Here is a 14,913-nt window from a genome sequence, read left to right as displayed (position 1 = left end):
TGTCACCGTATTCGCTCTTGCTTGTATTTCTACTGCATACGAACGTCCAACGGGGCCGTTACCTTCCCGCGTAGCGTTGCGAGCATGGCCACTGCACCGCACGGCGAACAGTCCGCGCCGCTCGACGAAGGTGATCTCGAGGCGCGACCCGGCACGGTTGTCTGGACCGACCGCTTCCTCGACTACGCATGGACGCCGGAGCACCCCATGAAACCGGCGCGCCTGCAGTTCACCATGGCCCTGGCGGAAAGTCTCGGATTACTCGACGGTGTCGAGCGATTGGTGCCCGAGCGGGCCGACGTATCCGATTTGCTGCGCATCCATACCGCGGACTACATCGAGGCCGTCGAACATGCCACACCGCCCGCGGATGCGCCGCTCGCACCGCCGTACGGTCTCGGCTCACCGGATAATCCGGTGTTCCCGCGGATGCATCAGGCGGCCTCGGTGATCGTCGGCGGCACATTGGCTGCGGCACGCGAGATCGCCCAGGGGCGCACCCGGCGCGCAGTGAGCATCGGTGGCGGCATGCATCACGCGATGCCGGATTCGGCGGCCGGATTCTGCATCTACAACGATGCGGCCGTGGCCATCTCCTGGCTGCTGGACAACGGATTCGATCGGATCGCCTACATCGATGTCGACGTGCATCACGGTGACGGTGTGCAGCGCGCCTTTTACGGCGACCCCCGAGTACTGACGATCTCGATTCATCAGCATCCGGCTACGCTGTGGCCCAATACCGGCTGGCCGGAGGAGACCGGCCACGGCGCCGCCGAGGGCACCGCGATCAATCTGGCGGTCCTGCCGGGCACCCGGGATCCGCAGTGGCTGCGCGGCTTTCACGCGATCGTGCCCGGTGCGCTGGCGGCGTTCCGGCCGCAGATCGTGGTCAGCCAATGCGGTGTCGACACCCATCGGGAGGACCCACTCGCCGATATGGAACTGACCGTCGACGGTCAACGCGCCGCCTTTATCGCCATGCGGGATTTGGCCGACGAGTACGCCGAAGGCCGTTGGCTCGCAGTCGGCGGCGGTGGCTACGGCCTGGTGCGGGTGGTGCCGCGCGCCTGGACGCATCTGCTGGCGACCGCGCTGGATCGCACCGTCGCACCGAAAACCGCGGTGCCGCAGGACTGGATCGATATGATCCAGTCCGCGGCGCCGACCGTCGATCCGCCGCGCACCATGGGTGACGGTGGTGATACCGCCTACCGCCCGTGGGATGGTCCCGGCGGCACGGGGGAAACTGGGGACGCTCGCACCGACCGCGCGCAGCGCGCTATCGATACGGCCGTATTGGCTACGCGCCGAGCCACCTTCGGGTTGCTCGGCCTTGATCCGGAGGACCCCCGTGACTGAGAACTCGCCCGTCCCGGATTCCCCGAGTACGCCCGCGGTACCGCCTCCGCCGCCACAGCACTGGTTCGCCGATGTACTCGCCTCGGACGGTGGCGTGGTGCGCCTGCGCCCGATCACGCCCGATGACGCCGAGCGACTGCAGGTGTTCCACGAGGCATTGTCGGATCGCTCCCGATACCTGCGGTACTTCGGTCCGTACCCGCGTATTTCGCCCAAGGATCTGTACCGCTCCACCCATGTCGACCACCACGACCGGGTCGGACTGCTGCTGGTACTGGGTGAGGCAATCATCGCGGTCGGCCGCTACGAACTGCTGACCGACCGGACCGGACCGCGCGCCGCCGAAGTCGCATTCGTGGTGGCCGACGAGCATCAGGGACGCGGGCTCGGTTCCATCCTGCTCGAACATCTGGCGGGTGCGGCCGCGGAGAACAAGATCGAGACGTTCGTCGCGGAAGTGCTCGCCGAGAACAAAGTGATGGTCACCGTATTCCGTGACGCGGGCTATCAGGTGGAGCGCGCCAGGGACGGTTCGGTGCTGCATTTGGAATTCGCCATCGATCCCACCGAGGCACTGCTCTCGGTGCGGGATTCGCGCGAACGCGCCTCCGAGGCGCGCAGTGTCGGCAATCTGCTCGCGCCGCGTTCGGTCGCGGTGATCGGCGCCACTGTGGGCCCGGCCCGGGTCGGCGGAGTGATCTTGGCCAATCTGCTTTCCGGGGTTTTCCAAGGTCCGGTGTTCCCGGTCAATCCGAACCGGCGATCAGTGCGCGGGGTACGGGCTTACCCGACGGTGCGCGATATTCCCGATGAGGTGGATCTCGCGGTGGTTGCCGTGCCTCCGGAGGCGATCAGCTCTGTTCTGGACGACTGTATGGCCAAGGGGGTCAAGGGGTTGGTCGTGCTCACCGCGGGCTTCGGGGAGACCGGTGATGGCGGTGTGGTGGCCGAACACGAGTTGGTTGCCGCGGCACGTGGACACGGGATGCGGGTGGTCGGGCCTAGCGCGCTCGGCATCGCCAACACCGATGCCTCGGTTTCATTGAACGCGACCCTGGCCTCGGTACTGCCCGGGCCCGGCCGCATCGGATTCTTCTGTCAATCCGGACCGTTGGGTGCGGCCATCCTAGGTGAGGCCGCCGCGCGCAACCTCGGATTGTCGACCTTCGTCTCGGCGGGTAATCGCGCGGATGTGTCCGGCAACGACCTGCTGCAATACTGGGACACCGACTCCGCCACCGATGTGATCCTGCTGTATCTGGAGAGCTTCGGTAATCCGCGCAAATTTTCCCGGATCGCGCGTCGGGTCGCGCGCAGTAAACCGATCGTCGCGGTGAGCAGTGGGCGATTGGCCGCGCGGTCCCAGCCGACCGGCGATATGGACCGATCGATCGTGCGGGACCTGTTCGCGCAGTCGGGAATCGTTCAGGTCGACTCGATTTCGGAGCTGTTCGACTGTGCGGCGCTGCTGGGCTATCAGCCGCTGCCCGCGGGTCCTCGAGTCGCCGTGATCGGCAATAGCGCGGCGCTGAACTGGCTGGCCGTCGATGCCGCACGCGGTGAGGGTCTCGAGGTCCGACGTCCGGCCGCGGTGCCGTTCGACAATGTTCGGCGCCCGCGCCCGACCGAGCGTGTGGTGGACGAGGAGTCGATCGGCGATCCGGTGAACCTGGGGCCCGACGCGACGCCCGGCGCCTATCTGGACGCGGTGGTCGCCGCGCTGCGCTCGGAGGAGATCGACGCGGTTATCGTGGTTTTCGCGCCGCCGGTGCCGCTGCGGATGGCCGGATTCGCCGATGCCATTCGCGAGGCCGCAGCGGCCGTGCCCGATGCGGCGAAACCCATTCTCACCACTTTCGTTGCCGAGCAAGGGATCCCGAACCTACTCGCTATGCGCGGTCCGGGCGGTACTGCGGTGCGCGGATCGATACCGTCCTATCCGGATCCCGAGCGGGCCGCACGGGCACTGGCCAGGGCACACCGATACGCGCAATGGCGCACGAAACCGGTGTCGACCGTGGTGCGTCCGGCGGGCATCGACGCGGAACGGGCGGAGCGGCTGGTCGCCGGCTGGATGCGTGAATCCGACGGGCGTTGGCTCACCGATCTGGAAGCAGTGGACCTGTTGGACTGCTACGGAATTCACGTCGTCGAATTCCGCGAGGTCCGCAGCGCCGACGAGGCAGTGGCGGCGGCCGAAGAACTCGGCTACCCGGTCGCGGCCAAGGCGACCGGCGAAATGTGGCGGCGCCGACCGGATCTCAGTGGGGTTCGGCTGGACCTGTGGCGGCCTGAAGCTGTGCGCCAGGCCTACTCGCACCTGGCGGAACTATGCGGTGATCCCGCCGTGCACATCCAGAAGATGGCCAGCCCCGGCGTCGGCTGTGTGCTGCGGGTGCAGGACGACCCATCCTTCGGCTCGGTCATCGAATTCGGCCTCTCCGGCATGATCATCGAACTCCTCGGCGACCGCGCCTACCGCGCCCTCCCACTCACCGCCGACGAAGCGTCCGCCCTCATCGACGCCCCTCGCGCCGCCCCACTCCTCTCCGGCACCCCCGCCAGCCCGCGCGTCGACAAACCCGCGCTTGTCGAACTCGTTCAACGCGTCTCAGCCCTATTCGACGACCTCCCCGAAATCCGCGAACTGTCTTTCGACCCCGTCCTCGCATCTCCCAACGCTGCCGCAATCCTCTACGCCCGAGCCCGCTTCGGCCCCCAACCCAGCCGCTTCGATACCGGCCCCCGCCGCCTCGGCTGAGCTCCCGCAACTCGCCGCCCTGGGCCGTACGACCCCGAGCGATGCAGGGACCATAGCCGCACGAGGGAGCATCAGCAGCGCCGCGATCGCGGGCGGACCGGTCAGCGGCGGGGCCAGCAGGTGGCTCGAAGTGCCGTTGCATGGTGCAGTGTGCACACCGGCCGCTTTGGCCACATCCTGGAGTGTGGGTCCCTGCATCGCGCGGAAATGCCGAACGGCCGCGGCACCGACCCCACCTCGCGTCGTCCCCGCTCCAAGCGCCGGATTCAGCGCCTGGGGCACCCTGGCCGCCGTGGCGCGTAGGTGCGTCGGCAGCGGCCGAGTGCAGGATGATTTCGCGAGCCTGCTCGAACTGAAACCAGGGAACGTCGCCGTCGACGACGGACCCGGCAGGGATTGGATGGGGTTCGCCGACCGGCTCGCGCGAACCCGGAGGGGACGGGACGCGCGGTCACCGGTCGGCGTTTCGAGGTGACCGTCCAGGGTCACCAAGCCGGATGCCGAACCTGCCTCGGACCAGTCCGGCGTTATGGGCACGTGCCGGGATCACCGGCACGAGCTATCGCGGGAATCAGCTGGCGTAGGCACGCAGGCGGTCGGCCCGCTCTCCCTTGCGCAGCTTCGACATGACCTCACGCTCGATCTGACGAACACGCTCGCGGGAGAGCCCGAAGAGCTTGCCGATCTGATCGAGGGTGCGCGGCTGACCGTCGTCCAGGCCGAAGCGCAACCGGATGACCTGCTGTTCACGCTCGTCCAGGGTGGCGAGCACGCTGCGCACATCGTGGTGCAGGAGCCCGGCGATCACGGCGGATTCGGCCGAAGTTGCCTCGGAGTCCTCGATGAAATCGCCCAGCGGGGCCTCTTCGTCATTGCCGACCGGCATATCCAGGCTTACCGGGTCGCGGCTGTGGTCGAGCAGATCGGAGATCTTGTCGACCGGAATGCCGGACTCGTTGGCGAGTTCGGCATCGGTGGCCTCGCGACCGAGCTGCTGATGCAGTTCCCGCTTGATCCTGGCCAGCTTGTTGACCTGCTCGACCAGATGCACGGGCAGGCGGATGGTGCGGCTCTGATCGGCCATACCGCGGGTGATGGCCTGACGAATCCACCAGGTGGCATAGGTGGAGAACTTGAATCCCTTGGCGTAGTCGAACTTCTCCATTGCCCTGATCAGGCCGAGGTTGCCCTCCTGGATCAGGTCCAGCAGCGGCATACCGCGGCCGGTGTAGCGCTTGGCGAGGGAGACCACGAGCCGGAGGTTGGCTTCGAGCAGATGCGAGCGCGCGGTCTGGCCTTCGCGAACGATGGCGGCCAGATCGCGTTTGCGGGTGGCCGACAGTCGTTTGCCGGTCTCCAGCAGATGCTGCGCATAGAGGCCCGCCTCGATACGCTTGGCCAGCTCGACCTCGTCGGCTGCCGTGAGCAGTGCGGTACGGCCGATCCCGTTCAGGTACACACGTACCAGGTCGGCGGCAGGGCTCTGGGCGTCGAGGTCCGAATCGCTGGTGCGCACACGAGTGGTGGCGGGGCTTGTCATGACTTGCCTCCTGTCGGTGGTGTCTCACTCCGAACAACGGACCCGACAAGTAGAAAGTTCCCCGCTACTGCTCCGATAAACCGCTCTGAACTGCGGTTTCCATCACTCGCGTCTGAGAAGTTCCTGAGAACCCCACCCTGTCGGAACCGCCCGTGCGCGAAGCGTTCGGCGGGATGCGAGCGGTTGCCGCTTCGTTACACGGGTCGCACCAAACCGTGGCGAACCAATCCGGCCACCACGGATAATGCGTCGGCTGCGAACTCCTCGGTCACTTCGCCCGATCCGTCGGCGAGCGCGAGCAGTTCTACCAGCTCTTGTAACGGCAAACCCTCGGCGCGCATTCCCGCGACCAGTGCGATGGTGGACTCGTCCACCTCGTGCTGCCAGCGCGGACCGTCGCCGCGGTGCAGCCGCGCGACCTGCTGCTCCCAACCGAATTCGCTGTGCAGATAGACCCGTTCCAGCGCGGTTGCCGGATCGACCACGAAACGTGTTGACCAGGCGAGATTTTCCTCGGCGGCGGCGTGGCGCAACCAGGCCGAGCGCGCGAAATACGCGGTGGCCTCGGCGCCGAGCGGATCGTCGAAGCCGTGCGTCAGGTCCTCGGCGAGCAGTTCGGTCGGACCGTCGATGGCGTGCAGGTAGACGAAGCCGAAGCCGATGCCCTCGACACCGGCGGCGGTGAAGGCGTCGAGCCACTGTTCGGCGCGCTCCTGTGCGGCCGGGTCGCGCGGATCCAAACCCGCGTCACGCAGCCATGTTCCGACATAGAGGGCCGGATCGGCGACATCGCGTTGGACCACCCAGGCATCGATGCCGTGCGCGGGCAGCCAGGACGAGACGCGTTGGCGCCAGTCCTCGCCGTCGGCATGCACCCACGCCGCCAGCATCGCGGCGGTGCCTCCGGGGGCGAGCAGGGCGGGTGCTTGCGAGATCACCAATTCGCTTGCGCCGTCGAGGGCGAGGCCGGAGTCGCGGTAGGTGTGTTCGATGCGGGCGGGGCCTACGACGAACGGCGGATTGGCCACCACCTGGTCGAAGCGGCGACCGGCCACCGGCTCGAACCAGGAACCGGCCAGAAGTTCGATATCGAGTCCGTTGAGTGCGGCCGTCGCCTCGGCCAGCCACAGAGCGCGCGGGTTCACGTCGGTCGCGGTCACCCGGTTCGCGTACGCGGCGGCGTGAACGGCCTGGACGCCGCAGCCGGTGCCCAGGTCCAGGACCGAACCAACGCGACGGGTGGGGGTGGCGCGCAACAGCGACAGGGAGGCGTGGCCGACGCCGAGCACGTGATCCTCGGTCAGGGTGCGCCGGAACATCGAATCGTCGAGGTCGGACAGGATCCAGCGGGTGCCCTCGCCCGCGTCGAGCGGACGCAGGTCCAGGGCCGCGCGCACATCGTCACCGTCACGGGCGAGCAGGCCGGCGGCTACCGCGCGGTCGATATCCACCGGTGCCAGTGCGGCCGCGACCTCGCGTTCGGGCAGTGCGTCACCGAGCAGCAACAGGCGGATCAGGGTTCCGAGTGCGCCCGCTCGGCGAGCGGCGCGACGCACCGGTACCGGTTCGGACCGGCCCAGTGCGGCGTGTGCGTCGGCGCCGAGCACTTCCAACAGCGTGTCGGCGTCGTAGCCGACACGGGTCAGCGCGGCCCGCAGATCGGGGCACAGCGCGGCAAGCAGCGATCCGGTGGTTGTCTGGTTGGTAGGCACACCGGTACTCTGCCACCGCGACACGCCGGCAACCGAAACGTGCTCGTCGTGTCACCTGGACAGGGTGCGGTCTCAGACGCCGTTCGGGTCGCGGCCGGTAATGCAGTAGGGCGCGTCGGCCGGATCGGACATGACGATCCAGTGCTCATAGCGCTCGACCAGTGTCGCGCCGAGGGATTCGTGCCAGGCGGCGGTGGCGTCGATATCCGCGGAGGCGAGGTCGATGTGCGCGCCGACGGGTCGGTCCTCGCCGAGGCGCTGCAGCAAAAGCTGTATGGGCATCGGCTCTTTCGCGCGCAGCCGGGCGAATTCGGGCAGGCGGCCCTGGGTGAGGTCCCAGTTGGTGAGGGTGGTCCAGAAGCGGGATTCGGCGGCGTGGTCGGTCGGGCCGATATCGAGGCAGACCTGGTCGAGGCGGGTGAAAGTGCCGTCCGGGGCGCGCACGGCCGGGGCGGGAGTGCCCTTCGCGCGGCCGTTGGGGGTGAAGCAGAAGATCTGACCGCCCGGTGAGCGCAGCACGGCGTAGCTCTTGTGGTTGGCGACCAGTTCGGCGTCGAGGTCGAGTGCGATGCGGACCGCGGCGGTGACATCGTCGACGTCGAAATCGAGGTGTACCCGGCCGAGTCCGGTCACCGCCTGCATCTTGACGCCCGCATCGGCGAAGAGTGCGGGATCAGGTAGGAGCGTGAGGAATTCGTCGTTCTCGCCGCGTCGCGGCGAGAGTTGGGTGTCGGTAATCGTCGACCAGAATGTCGCGCATTCGTCGAAACGTTGCGTCGGGCGGTCGAGGAAGGCCCAGACCCACCGAATCATGCTTTCTCCTGTTTCCTGGCGGGAGTCCCCGCGCCGCAGCCGGCATACAGTTGTCGCATCTTCCGGCGATTCGGCGGCGCCCGCGCCCGGTTGGCGCGGATGTGTCGCACATCACTGGCACTGAGAGAGTTCCCGTCGCTGACCCCGCCACACAGTAGGTGTCGTCCGCAATGCTGTCGAGCCGGTTTCCGATCGGTCGAAACTGGCACGATCTTGGCGGTTTATGGCATTCCGGCCACTCGTTCGATTGGCGAAATTCCGGCACGCTCAGCGGGTGACTGAACTGCAGACGCCTCCGGTACCTGTCGATTCCGTGCCGAGGCGGCTGCATCCCGCCTGGATCGTCGCCGGTGTGGGGTTCATCGCGCTGTTGGGCGCGGCGGCGTTCCGGTCGGTGCCGAGTGTGCTGCTGGATCCGCTGCACGAGGAGTTCGGCTGGTCCCATGGCACCATCGGTGCCGCGGTCTCGCTGAATCTGCTGCTGTACGGGCTGATTTCGCCGTTCGCGGCGGCGCTGATGGACCGATTCGGTATCCGCCGGGTGGTGGCATGCGCGCTGGTGCTGGTCGCGGCGGGTAGCGGGCTCACCGTATTCATGACCCAGCCTTGGCATTTGGTGGCGACCTGGGGGCTCTTGGTCGGAGTCGGTGTCGGATCGATGTCCATGCCGTTCGTGGCGACGATCACCGGTCGCTGGTTCGTGCGTCAGCGCGGACTGGTGACCGGCGTGCTCACCGCGGCGGGTGCGACCGGGCAGCTGATCTTCCTGCCGGTGGTGTCCGCGGTGGCGCATGAGCACGGTTGGCGGGTGCCCTCGCTGATCGTCGCGGGTGTCGCGCTGGCGGTGGTGCCGCTGGTCCTGCTGTTCATCCGCGACTTCCCCAGTGACGCAGGCGTTTCCGCCTATGGTGCCGAACCCGGCAGCACAGTTGGACTGCGCGTGCAGGCGACCGGCGGTGCGACCCGCGCGCTGACGGTCTTGACCACAATCGCGCGCAGTCCCGGATTCTGGCTGCTCGCAGGCGGATTCGCGATCTGCGGCGCATCGACCAACGGCCTGGTCGGCACCCACTTCGTCAGTGCCGCGCACGATCACGGCATGCCACCGACCACCGCCGCCGGTCTGCTGGCACTGGTCGGCATCTTCGATGTTGCGGGCACCATCTTCTCCGGCTGGCTCACCGACCGCGCCGACCCCCGCTACCTGCTGGTCGGCTACTACACGCTGCGCGGGCTGTCGCTGCTGATCCTGCCGTCGCTGTTCGCGCCGGACACGCAGCCGAGCATGTGGGTGTTCATCATCTTCTACGGCCTGGACTGGATCGCCACCGTCCCGCCCACGGTCATGCTCTGCCGCGAACTCTTCGGCGCCGACGGCCCCGTCGCCTTCGGCTGGGTCTTCGCCTCCCACCAGATCGGCTCCGCCATCGCCGCCACCGGCGCCGGCGTCATCCGCGACGTCCAAGGCTCCTACAACCTCGCCTGGTACATCGCCGGCGCCCTCTGCGCCGCCGCAGCCCTCATGTCCGCCACCATCCGCCGCCACCCCTGACGCCGAGAATGCGCTGGTGGCGGGCGCCTCGACGTTGCCCTCCACCGCTGCATGGTGATCGCTCGTCCAGTTTGGTATCGGCGTGTCGGTACCCGCGTGGTGGGATGCGGGCATCATTGGGCTGCCCGCGTGGACTTGCACTGTCGGCGTGGACTTGCCCTACCGACCCCGGACCTACCGCTCCCTGCCCTCGCCTCCTCGGCTCAGGCAGCTTCAGGAATCGATGGCGCGGTGTGGCCGGGATTCGATGGCGGTGCGGGGGCGGTCCCAGCGGCTGGGTTCGTCCTTGCGGCGCGGCGGGCGGTCGTTGGCGATGAGGACGGCGATCCAGGGGAGAGGGACCGATGCGGCGATGATCAGGATCGAGAGCAGGGCGTTGCTGAAGACGCTGTAGGCGATCGCGGCCAGGATCAGGCAGGGGATGCGGAACGCCATGATGATGGTGTAGCGGCGAACCCTTGCGCGGTGCTGATCCTCCAGTGACGGCGCGGCCTCGGTGATCAGCACCGGGTGCTTCTCGTCATTGCCGGGGAAGTACCCGGTGGACTTGCGGGGTGGCGTCGGCACTGTCACGTCCGGGCGATCACCGCTGCCGATGTCGTCGGCGTCGGGGGTGTCGCCGTACTGCTGCATACCCTGAGTCTTCCACTGTCGAGGGCGCACCGCACATGGCCTGGTCAGCTCGACTAACACCGACCGTCATCAGCCGAGCTCGCGAGTATGCGGCATCATGGAATGCGTGAGTACCGACACCCTGGTTCGCCCGGATACGACCACCGACGAGACGACGGGCGACGACACCCCCGAAGTTCTTCCACTATGTGAAGAAGGACAAGATCGCCGAGAGTGCCGTCATGGGCACCCATGTGGTCGCCCTCTGCGGTGAGGTCTTTCCGGTGACGCGCTCGCCGAAGCCCGGCTCGCCGGTCTGCCCGGAGTGCAAGAAGGTCTACGACGGCTTGCGCAAGGGCGAATGAGTCGACGCCGGTGACGGGTCGCCGGGCGCGCTGAGTCGTGCCCGGTCGGCATCGGCGCCGTTGTCGTGTGTCCGCTCGATCGGCCCCTGAGCCTCTGGCGGGTTCGGGGGCTGCACTGTGCCCGGATCATCCTGGTCGGTGTCGGAGTCGTCCCCGCCCAACTGATTGGACAACCATTCCTTCACCTGGTCGATGCGGGTGCTGCGAGCGGGCCAGAATTCCTGCACCGCGGCATTGAATTCGGCGCCGAGGATGACCGCGAAGCCCAGGAAGAACGTGAACAGCAGGAACGCGATCGGCGTGGCGAGCGCGCCGTAGCTGATGCCGGTCCTGGTGACCCAGGCCAGGTAGCGGCGCAGTCCCTCGCTGGCGGCCATGAAGAACACGCCCGCGACCAGCGCCCCGCCGAACAAGCGGTGCCATGGCAGCGACTTGTGCAGTGCCAGCTTGTACAGCGTGGTGAGCCCGATGATCAGCACCAGGCCGACACCCGGGTAGTAGAACGAGTCGATCAGCCGCAACCCGGGTTCCCGCCACGAGTCCGGCAGCACCCGTCCGATCAGTGTCGGACCCAGCGCGATCAGCGGCAGCAGGAACACCGCGACCACCAGGAACAGCACATATAGCAGCAACGCGAAGATGCGCTGCCACACCGGATGCCGGGCATCCTTCTGTCCGTGCGCCTCGACGATCGAATCCACGAAGGTCGACATCGCCGATGAGCCGGCCCACAGCGACAATATGAACCCCACCGAGACGAAGGCGGCGCGTCCGCGACCCAGCACATCGGTGACGGTAGGTTCGATCAGATCGCTCACCACGCTGGAACTGAACAGGTCACGGCTGAACGCGATGATCTTCTGCTCGACGATCTCCACGGTGTCGGGTCCGAACCATTCCCCGACGTAACCGAGGCTACCGAGCACCCCGAGCAGCAGCGGCGCCAGCGACATCGTCTGCCAGAACGCCGCGGCAGCTGATTTGGTGAAAATCGAATCGTTCCATGACTTCGACGCCACTCGCAGGACGAGTTTGCCACCCTGTCGCGCGGCATGCGCAACCCGCGTTGCGGCCTTGCGGGCATAGGTCGCCGCGGTGGGTTCCGCGCCGCCTCCGCCGCTGTGGATCGGCTGGTTGCCGGTCCCCGGGGTGTGGCGCGGTAGAGCACTTTCGTCGGTCATGATGCCTAACAGCATTGCGCATCCGAGCATATTGTTCCGGTTTGCCATGGCATCGCTTCGATGGGGAGCAGATGAACACGGCGTGGCGCACGGTTCGGCGTGTGACGCCCGTCGCCCACGCCGCGTCGGTTTGGCGACACGCCATGGGGGGCAGCTAGGGTCGTCTTCGTGACTGTGTCGGGTGGCGCCGCTGTGGCGGGAGAAGCGGAAACACCGGGCGATTCGCAAAGATCGGGCGCCGCGGGTTCTACAGGTGGTTCGCTACGTGCCTGGCAGCGTCGGGCCCTGATGAAGTACTTGTCGACCAAGCCGAGGGACTTCCTCGCGGTGGCGACGCCGGGTGCGGGTAAGACCACCTTCGCACTGCGGGTCGCGGCAGAACTGCTGGCCGACCGTACCGTAGACCAGGTAACCGTGGTCGCCCCGACCGAGCACCTCAAACATCAGTGGTCCCAATCCGCCGCCCGCGTGGGCATTCAGCTGGATTCGCGCTTCTCCAACGCGACCGGTGCGACCTCCGGCGACTATCACGGCGTCGTGGTCACCTACGCGCAGATCGCCTCGCATCCCGCGCGGCACCGCGTGCGCACCGAAAGACGCAGAACGCTGGTGATTCTCGACGAGATCCACCATGCGGGCGATGCGAAGTCCTGGGGTGAGGCGACCGCCGAGGCATTTGGTGACGCCACCCGCCGGCTCGCGCTGACCGGCACTCCGTTCCGCAGTGATGACAGCCAGATCCCGTTCGTCAGCTACGAACCCGATGAGGCCGGATTCCCGCGCTCGCGTGCCGACCACACCTACGGCTATGCGGAGGCATTGGCCGACGGCGTAGTCCGGCCCGTCGTCTTCCTGGCGTATTCCGGTGAGGCGCACTGGCGCGACAGCGCGGGCGAGGAGTATTCGGCCCGCCTGGGGGAGCCGCTGAGCGCCGAACACACCGCCCGTGCGTGGCGCACCGCGCTGGATCCGGCCGGCGACTGGATGTCCAAGGTGCTGGTCGCCGCGGACACCCGGCTGCGCCAGCTGCGTGCCACCGGTATGCCCGATGCCGGTGGTCTGGTGATCGCCACCGATCAGGAGCGGGCCCGCGATTACGCCGAACTGCTGGAGCACATCTCGGGCGAGCGGCCCGCGGTGGTGCTCTCGGACGATCCGTCATCCTCGGACCGGATCGCCGAATTCAGCAAGAACACCCATCCGTGGATGGTGGCGGTCCGTATGGTGTCCGAGGGCGTCGACGTGCCGCGCCTCGCGGTCGGCGTCTATGCGACCAGTGCCTCGACGCCGCTGTACTTCGCCCAGGCCATCGGCCGGTTCGTGCGTGCGCGCAAGCCGGGCGAGACCGCCAGCGTGTTCCTGCCGTCGGTGCCGGTGCTGCTCGATCTGGCGGCGCAGCTGGAACTGCAGCGCGATCACGTCATCGGCAAGCCGCACCGCGAGCAGAACGGCCTCGAAGACGAACTCCTGATCGACGCGAACAAGCAGAAGGACGAGCCGGGCGAGGACGAGAAGCCCTTCGTCGCACTCGCCGCGGACGCCGAACTCGATCAGGTGATCTACGACGGATCTTCCTTCGGCACAGCCACTTTCGCGGGCAGTGCGGAGGAGGCGGACTACCTCGGGATTCCCGGGCTGTTGGACGCGGAGCAGATGCGAGCGCTGCTGCGTGAACGTCAGTCGAAGCAACTCGCCGAACGAGGTGAGGCCGCGACACCCGATCCTGGTCCGCAGGTCGCCTCGGCCGCCGAGCGGGTCGCGACCGCGGATAAGCTCGGTGAGCTGCGTCGTGAGCTCAACAGCCTGGTCGCCATGCACCACCATCGCACCGGCAAGCCGCACGGTGTGATCCACGGTGAGTTGCGCCGCGAATGCGGTGGTCCGCCAACGGCATTGGCCACCGCGGACCAACTCGGTGAGCGCATCGCCGCCCTGCGCCGTAAGTAACCGCTGCGATCAGCGTGCGATGGCCGATGCGGGCCATGCCGCCATGGCGCAGTCGATGGATTGGGTGAGTTCGGTGTGCGAAGCGCCGTCGCGGGCGCGGATCGACAGGCCGTACAGGACCGTTGTGTAGAAGCTGGCGAGGGCCGCAGTATCGGTGTCCGGGGGTAGATCACCTTCCGCGACACCGCGATCCAGGCGTTCGCGGATGTCTTCGGTTGTCTCGCGGCGCTTTTCGACCAGGAAGTCGCGGATGGTTTCGCTGCGGGTGGTGTAGGTGGAGCCCGCCAGTACGACCATGCAGCCGTGCGGTTTGTCCTCGTGGGTATAGGCAGTGGCGTTGTCGCGCAACATGGCTTCGATGCTGGCGCGGGCGGTGGGTTCCTCGCGCAGGGCGCGTGCGGTGTAGCCGCCTTCGGTCTCGCCGTACAGACCGACAGCGGCGCGGAACAGCTCTTCCTTACCGCCGAAGGCGGCGTACAGGCTCGGTGAGTTGATGCCCATCGCCGCGGTGAGATCGCTCATCGACGAGCCCTCGTAGCCGTGCTCCCAGAACACCTCCATGGCGCGACGCAGCGCGACCTCGCGGTCGAATGCGCGCGGGCGCCCACGTTCGGCCATGGCCCGTTCCTTTCTGTGTCGATCGTTAAATATACCCCTTGACGCCGTCGCCGCCCATGCGCTTAGCTATTTATGTACTGATCGACACAGAATTAGGAGGAGTTGCGATGTCGGATCTGACGGGCAAAGTTGCGCTGGTGACCGGGGGCAGCCGGGGGATCGGAGCGGCGATCGTGCGGCACCTGGCCGCCGCGGGCGCGGATGTGGCACTGACCTACCAGCACAACGAACTGCAGGCCAAATCGGTGGTCGCCGAGGCGGAAGCGTTGGGGCGGCGCGCGAGCGCTGTCCAAGCCGACAGCGCCGACGCGGGCGCGGTCGTCACGGCGGTGCATCAGGCCGCGGCCGAACTCGGCAGGCTCGACGTGCTGGTCAATAACGCGGGCATCTTCCCGGCCAAGCCGTTCGAGGAGTTCACCGTCGAGGAGATCGACCGCGCGCTCAATATTC

The 14,913-nt window shown here is 67.3% G+C and carries 11 protein-coding genes and 1 pseudogene; 6 read left to right on the top strand and 6 right to left on the bottom strand.

The window, feature by feature from the left end; translation table 11 throughout:
• Positions 1 to 84: 84 nt before the first annotated feature.
• On the top strand, positions 85 to 1,362 hold the full coding sequence (locus tag ON44_RS20860) for an acetoin utilization protein AcuC (RefSeq protein ID WP_040692603.1): 1,278 nt from the start codon (positions 85 to 87) through the stop codon (positions 1,360 to 1,362).
• Positions 1,355 to 4,123, top strand: coding sequence for a bifunctional acetate--CoA ligase family protein/GNAT family N-acetyltransferase (locus ON44_RS20855; RefSeq protein WP_040692600.1), 2,769 nt, complete (start codon positions 1,355 to 1,357; stop codon positions 4,121 to 4,123). The genes ON44_RS20860 and ON44_RS20855 overlap by 8 nt, the downstream gene beginning before the upstream one ends.
• Positions 4,124 to 4,694: 571 nt before the next feature.
• Here ON44_RS20855 and ON44_RS20850 read toward each other — a convergent pair.
• The 3 genes from ON44_RS20850 to ON44_RS20840 form a co-directional block, all read right to left on the bottom strand.
• On the bottom strand, positions 4,695 to 5,663 hold the full coding sequence (locus ON44_RS20850) for a sigma-70 family RNA polymerase sigma factor (protein ID WP_040692597.1): 969 nt from the start codon (positions 5,661 to 5,663) through the stop codon (positions 4,695 to 4,697).
• Positions 5,664 to 5,857: 194 nt separating this feature from the next.
• The gene (locus ON44_RS20845) at positions 5,858 to 7,375 is read right to left on the bottom strand and encodes a DUF7782 domain-containing protein (protein ID WP_051182274.1); all 1,518 of its coding nucleotides are present in this window, start codon (positions 7,373 to 7,375) and stop codon (positions 5,858 to 5,860) included.
• A 72-nt stretch (positions 7,376 to 7,447) separates the two neighbouring features.
• Entirely contained in the window at positions 7,448 to 8,188 is a 741-nt protein-coding gene (locus tag ON44_RS20840) for a VOC family protein (protein WP_040692595.1), read from the bottom strand.
• 223 nt (positions 8,189 to 8,411) lie between these two features.
• On the opposite strand from ON44_RS20840, the gene ON44_RS20835 reads away from it, so the two are divergent.
• The gene (locus tag ON44_RS20835; RefSeq protein ID WP_040692593.1) at positions 8,412 to 9,740 is read left to right on the top strand and encodes an MFS transporter; all 1,329 of its coding nucleotides are present in this window, start codon (positions 8,412 to 8,414) and stop codon (positions 9,738 to 9,740) included.
• Between the two features lie 213 nt (positions 9,741 to 9,953).
• Here the strand turns inward: ON44_RS20835 and ON44_RS20830 are convergent, their stop codons facing one another.
• Complete coding sequence (locus ON44_RS20830) at positions 9,954 to 10,373, bottom strand: DUF3099 domain-containing protein (protein WP_083898028.1); 420 nt, start codon at positions 10,371 to 10,373, stop codon at positions 9,954 to 9,956.
• Positions 10,374 to 10,479: 106 nt separating this feature from the next.
• On the opposite strand from ON44_RS20830, the pseudogene ON44_RS20825 reads away from it, so the two are divergent.
• A pseudogene (locus tag ON44_RS20825) lies at positions 10,480 to 10,717 on the top strand (DUF3039 domain-containing protein).
• On the opposite strand, the gene ON44_RS20820 reads toward ON44_RS20825, so the two are convergent.
• Positions 10,690 to 11,898 (bottom strand): YihY/virulence factor BrkB family protein, encoded by a 1,209-nt coding sequence (locus ON44_RS20820; protein WP_051182272.1) that lies wholly within the window; start codon positions 11,896 to 11,898, stop codon positions 10,690 to 10,692. The pseudogene ON44_RS20825 and the gene ON44_RS20820 overlap by 28 nt on opposite strands.
• Before the next feature lie 288 nt (positions 11,899 to 12,186).
• Between ON44_RS20820 and ON44_RS20815 the strand changes: the two genes are divergently transcribed.
• A complete protein-coding gene (locus ON44_RS20815; protein WP_245567257.1) occupies positions 12,187 to 13,845 on the top strand; it encodes a DEAD/DEAH box helicase in 1,659 nt (552 codons plus the stop codon).
• Between the two features lie 9 nt (positions 13,846 to 13,854).
• On the opposite strand, the gene ON44_RS20810 is transcribed toward ON44_RS20815, so the two are convergent.
• Positions 13,855 to 14,463, bottom strand: a complete 609-nt coding sequence (locus ON44_RS20810; protein ID WP_040692589.1) for a TetR/AcrR family transcriptional regulator — start codon at positions 14,461 to 14,463, stop codon at positions 13,855 to 13,857.
• A 107-nt stretch (positions 14,464 to 14,570) separates the two neighbouring features.
• Here ON44_RS20810 and ON44_RS20805 point away from each other — a divergent pair.
• Positions 14,571 to 14,913: SDR family NAD(P)-dependent oxidoreductase (locus tag ON44_RS20805; RefSeq protein WP_040692587.1), on the top strand; the 343-nt coding region annotated here is incomplete at its 3' end.

The organism is Nocardia vinacea NBRC 16497, assembly GCF_000308835.1.
Taxonomy (GTDB): Bacteria; Actinomycetota; Actinomycetes; order Mycobacteriales; family Mycobacteriaceae; genus Nocardia; species Nocardia vinacea.
This window is presented reverse-complemented; position numbering and strand designations above follow the sequence as displayed.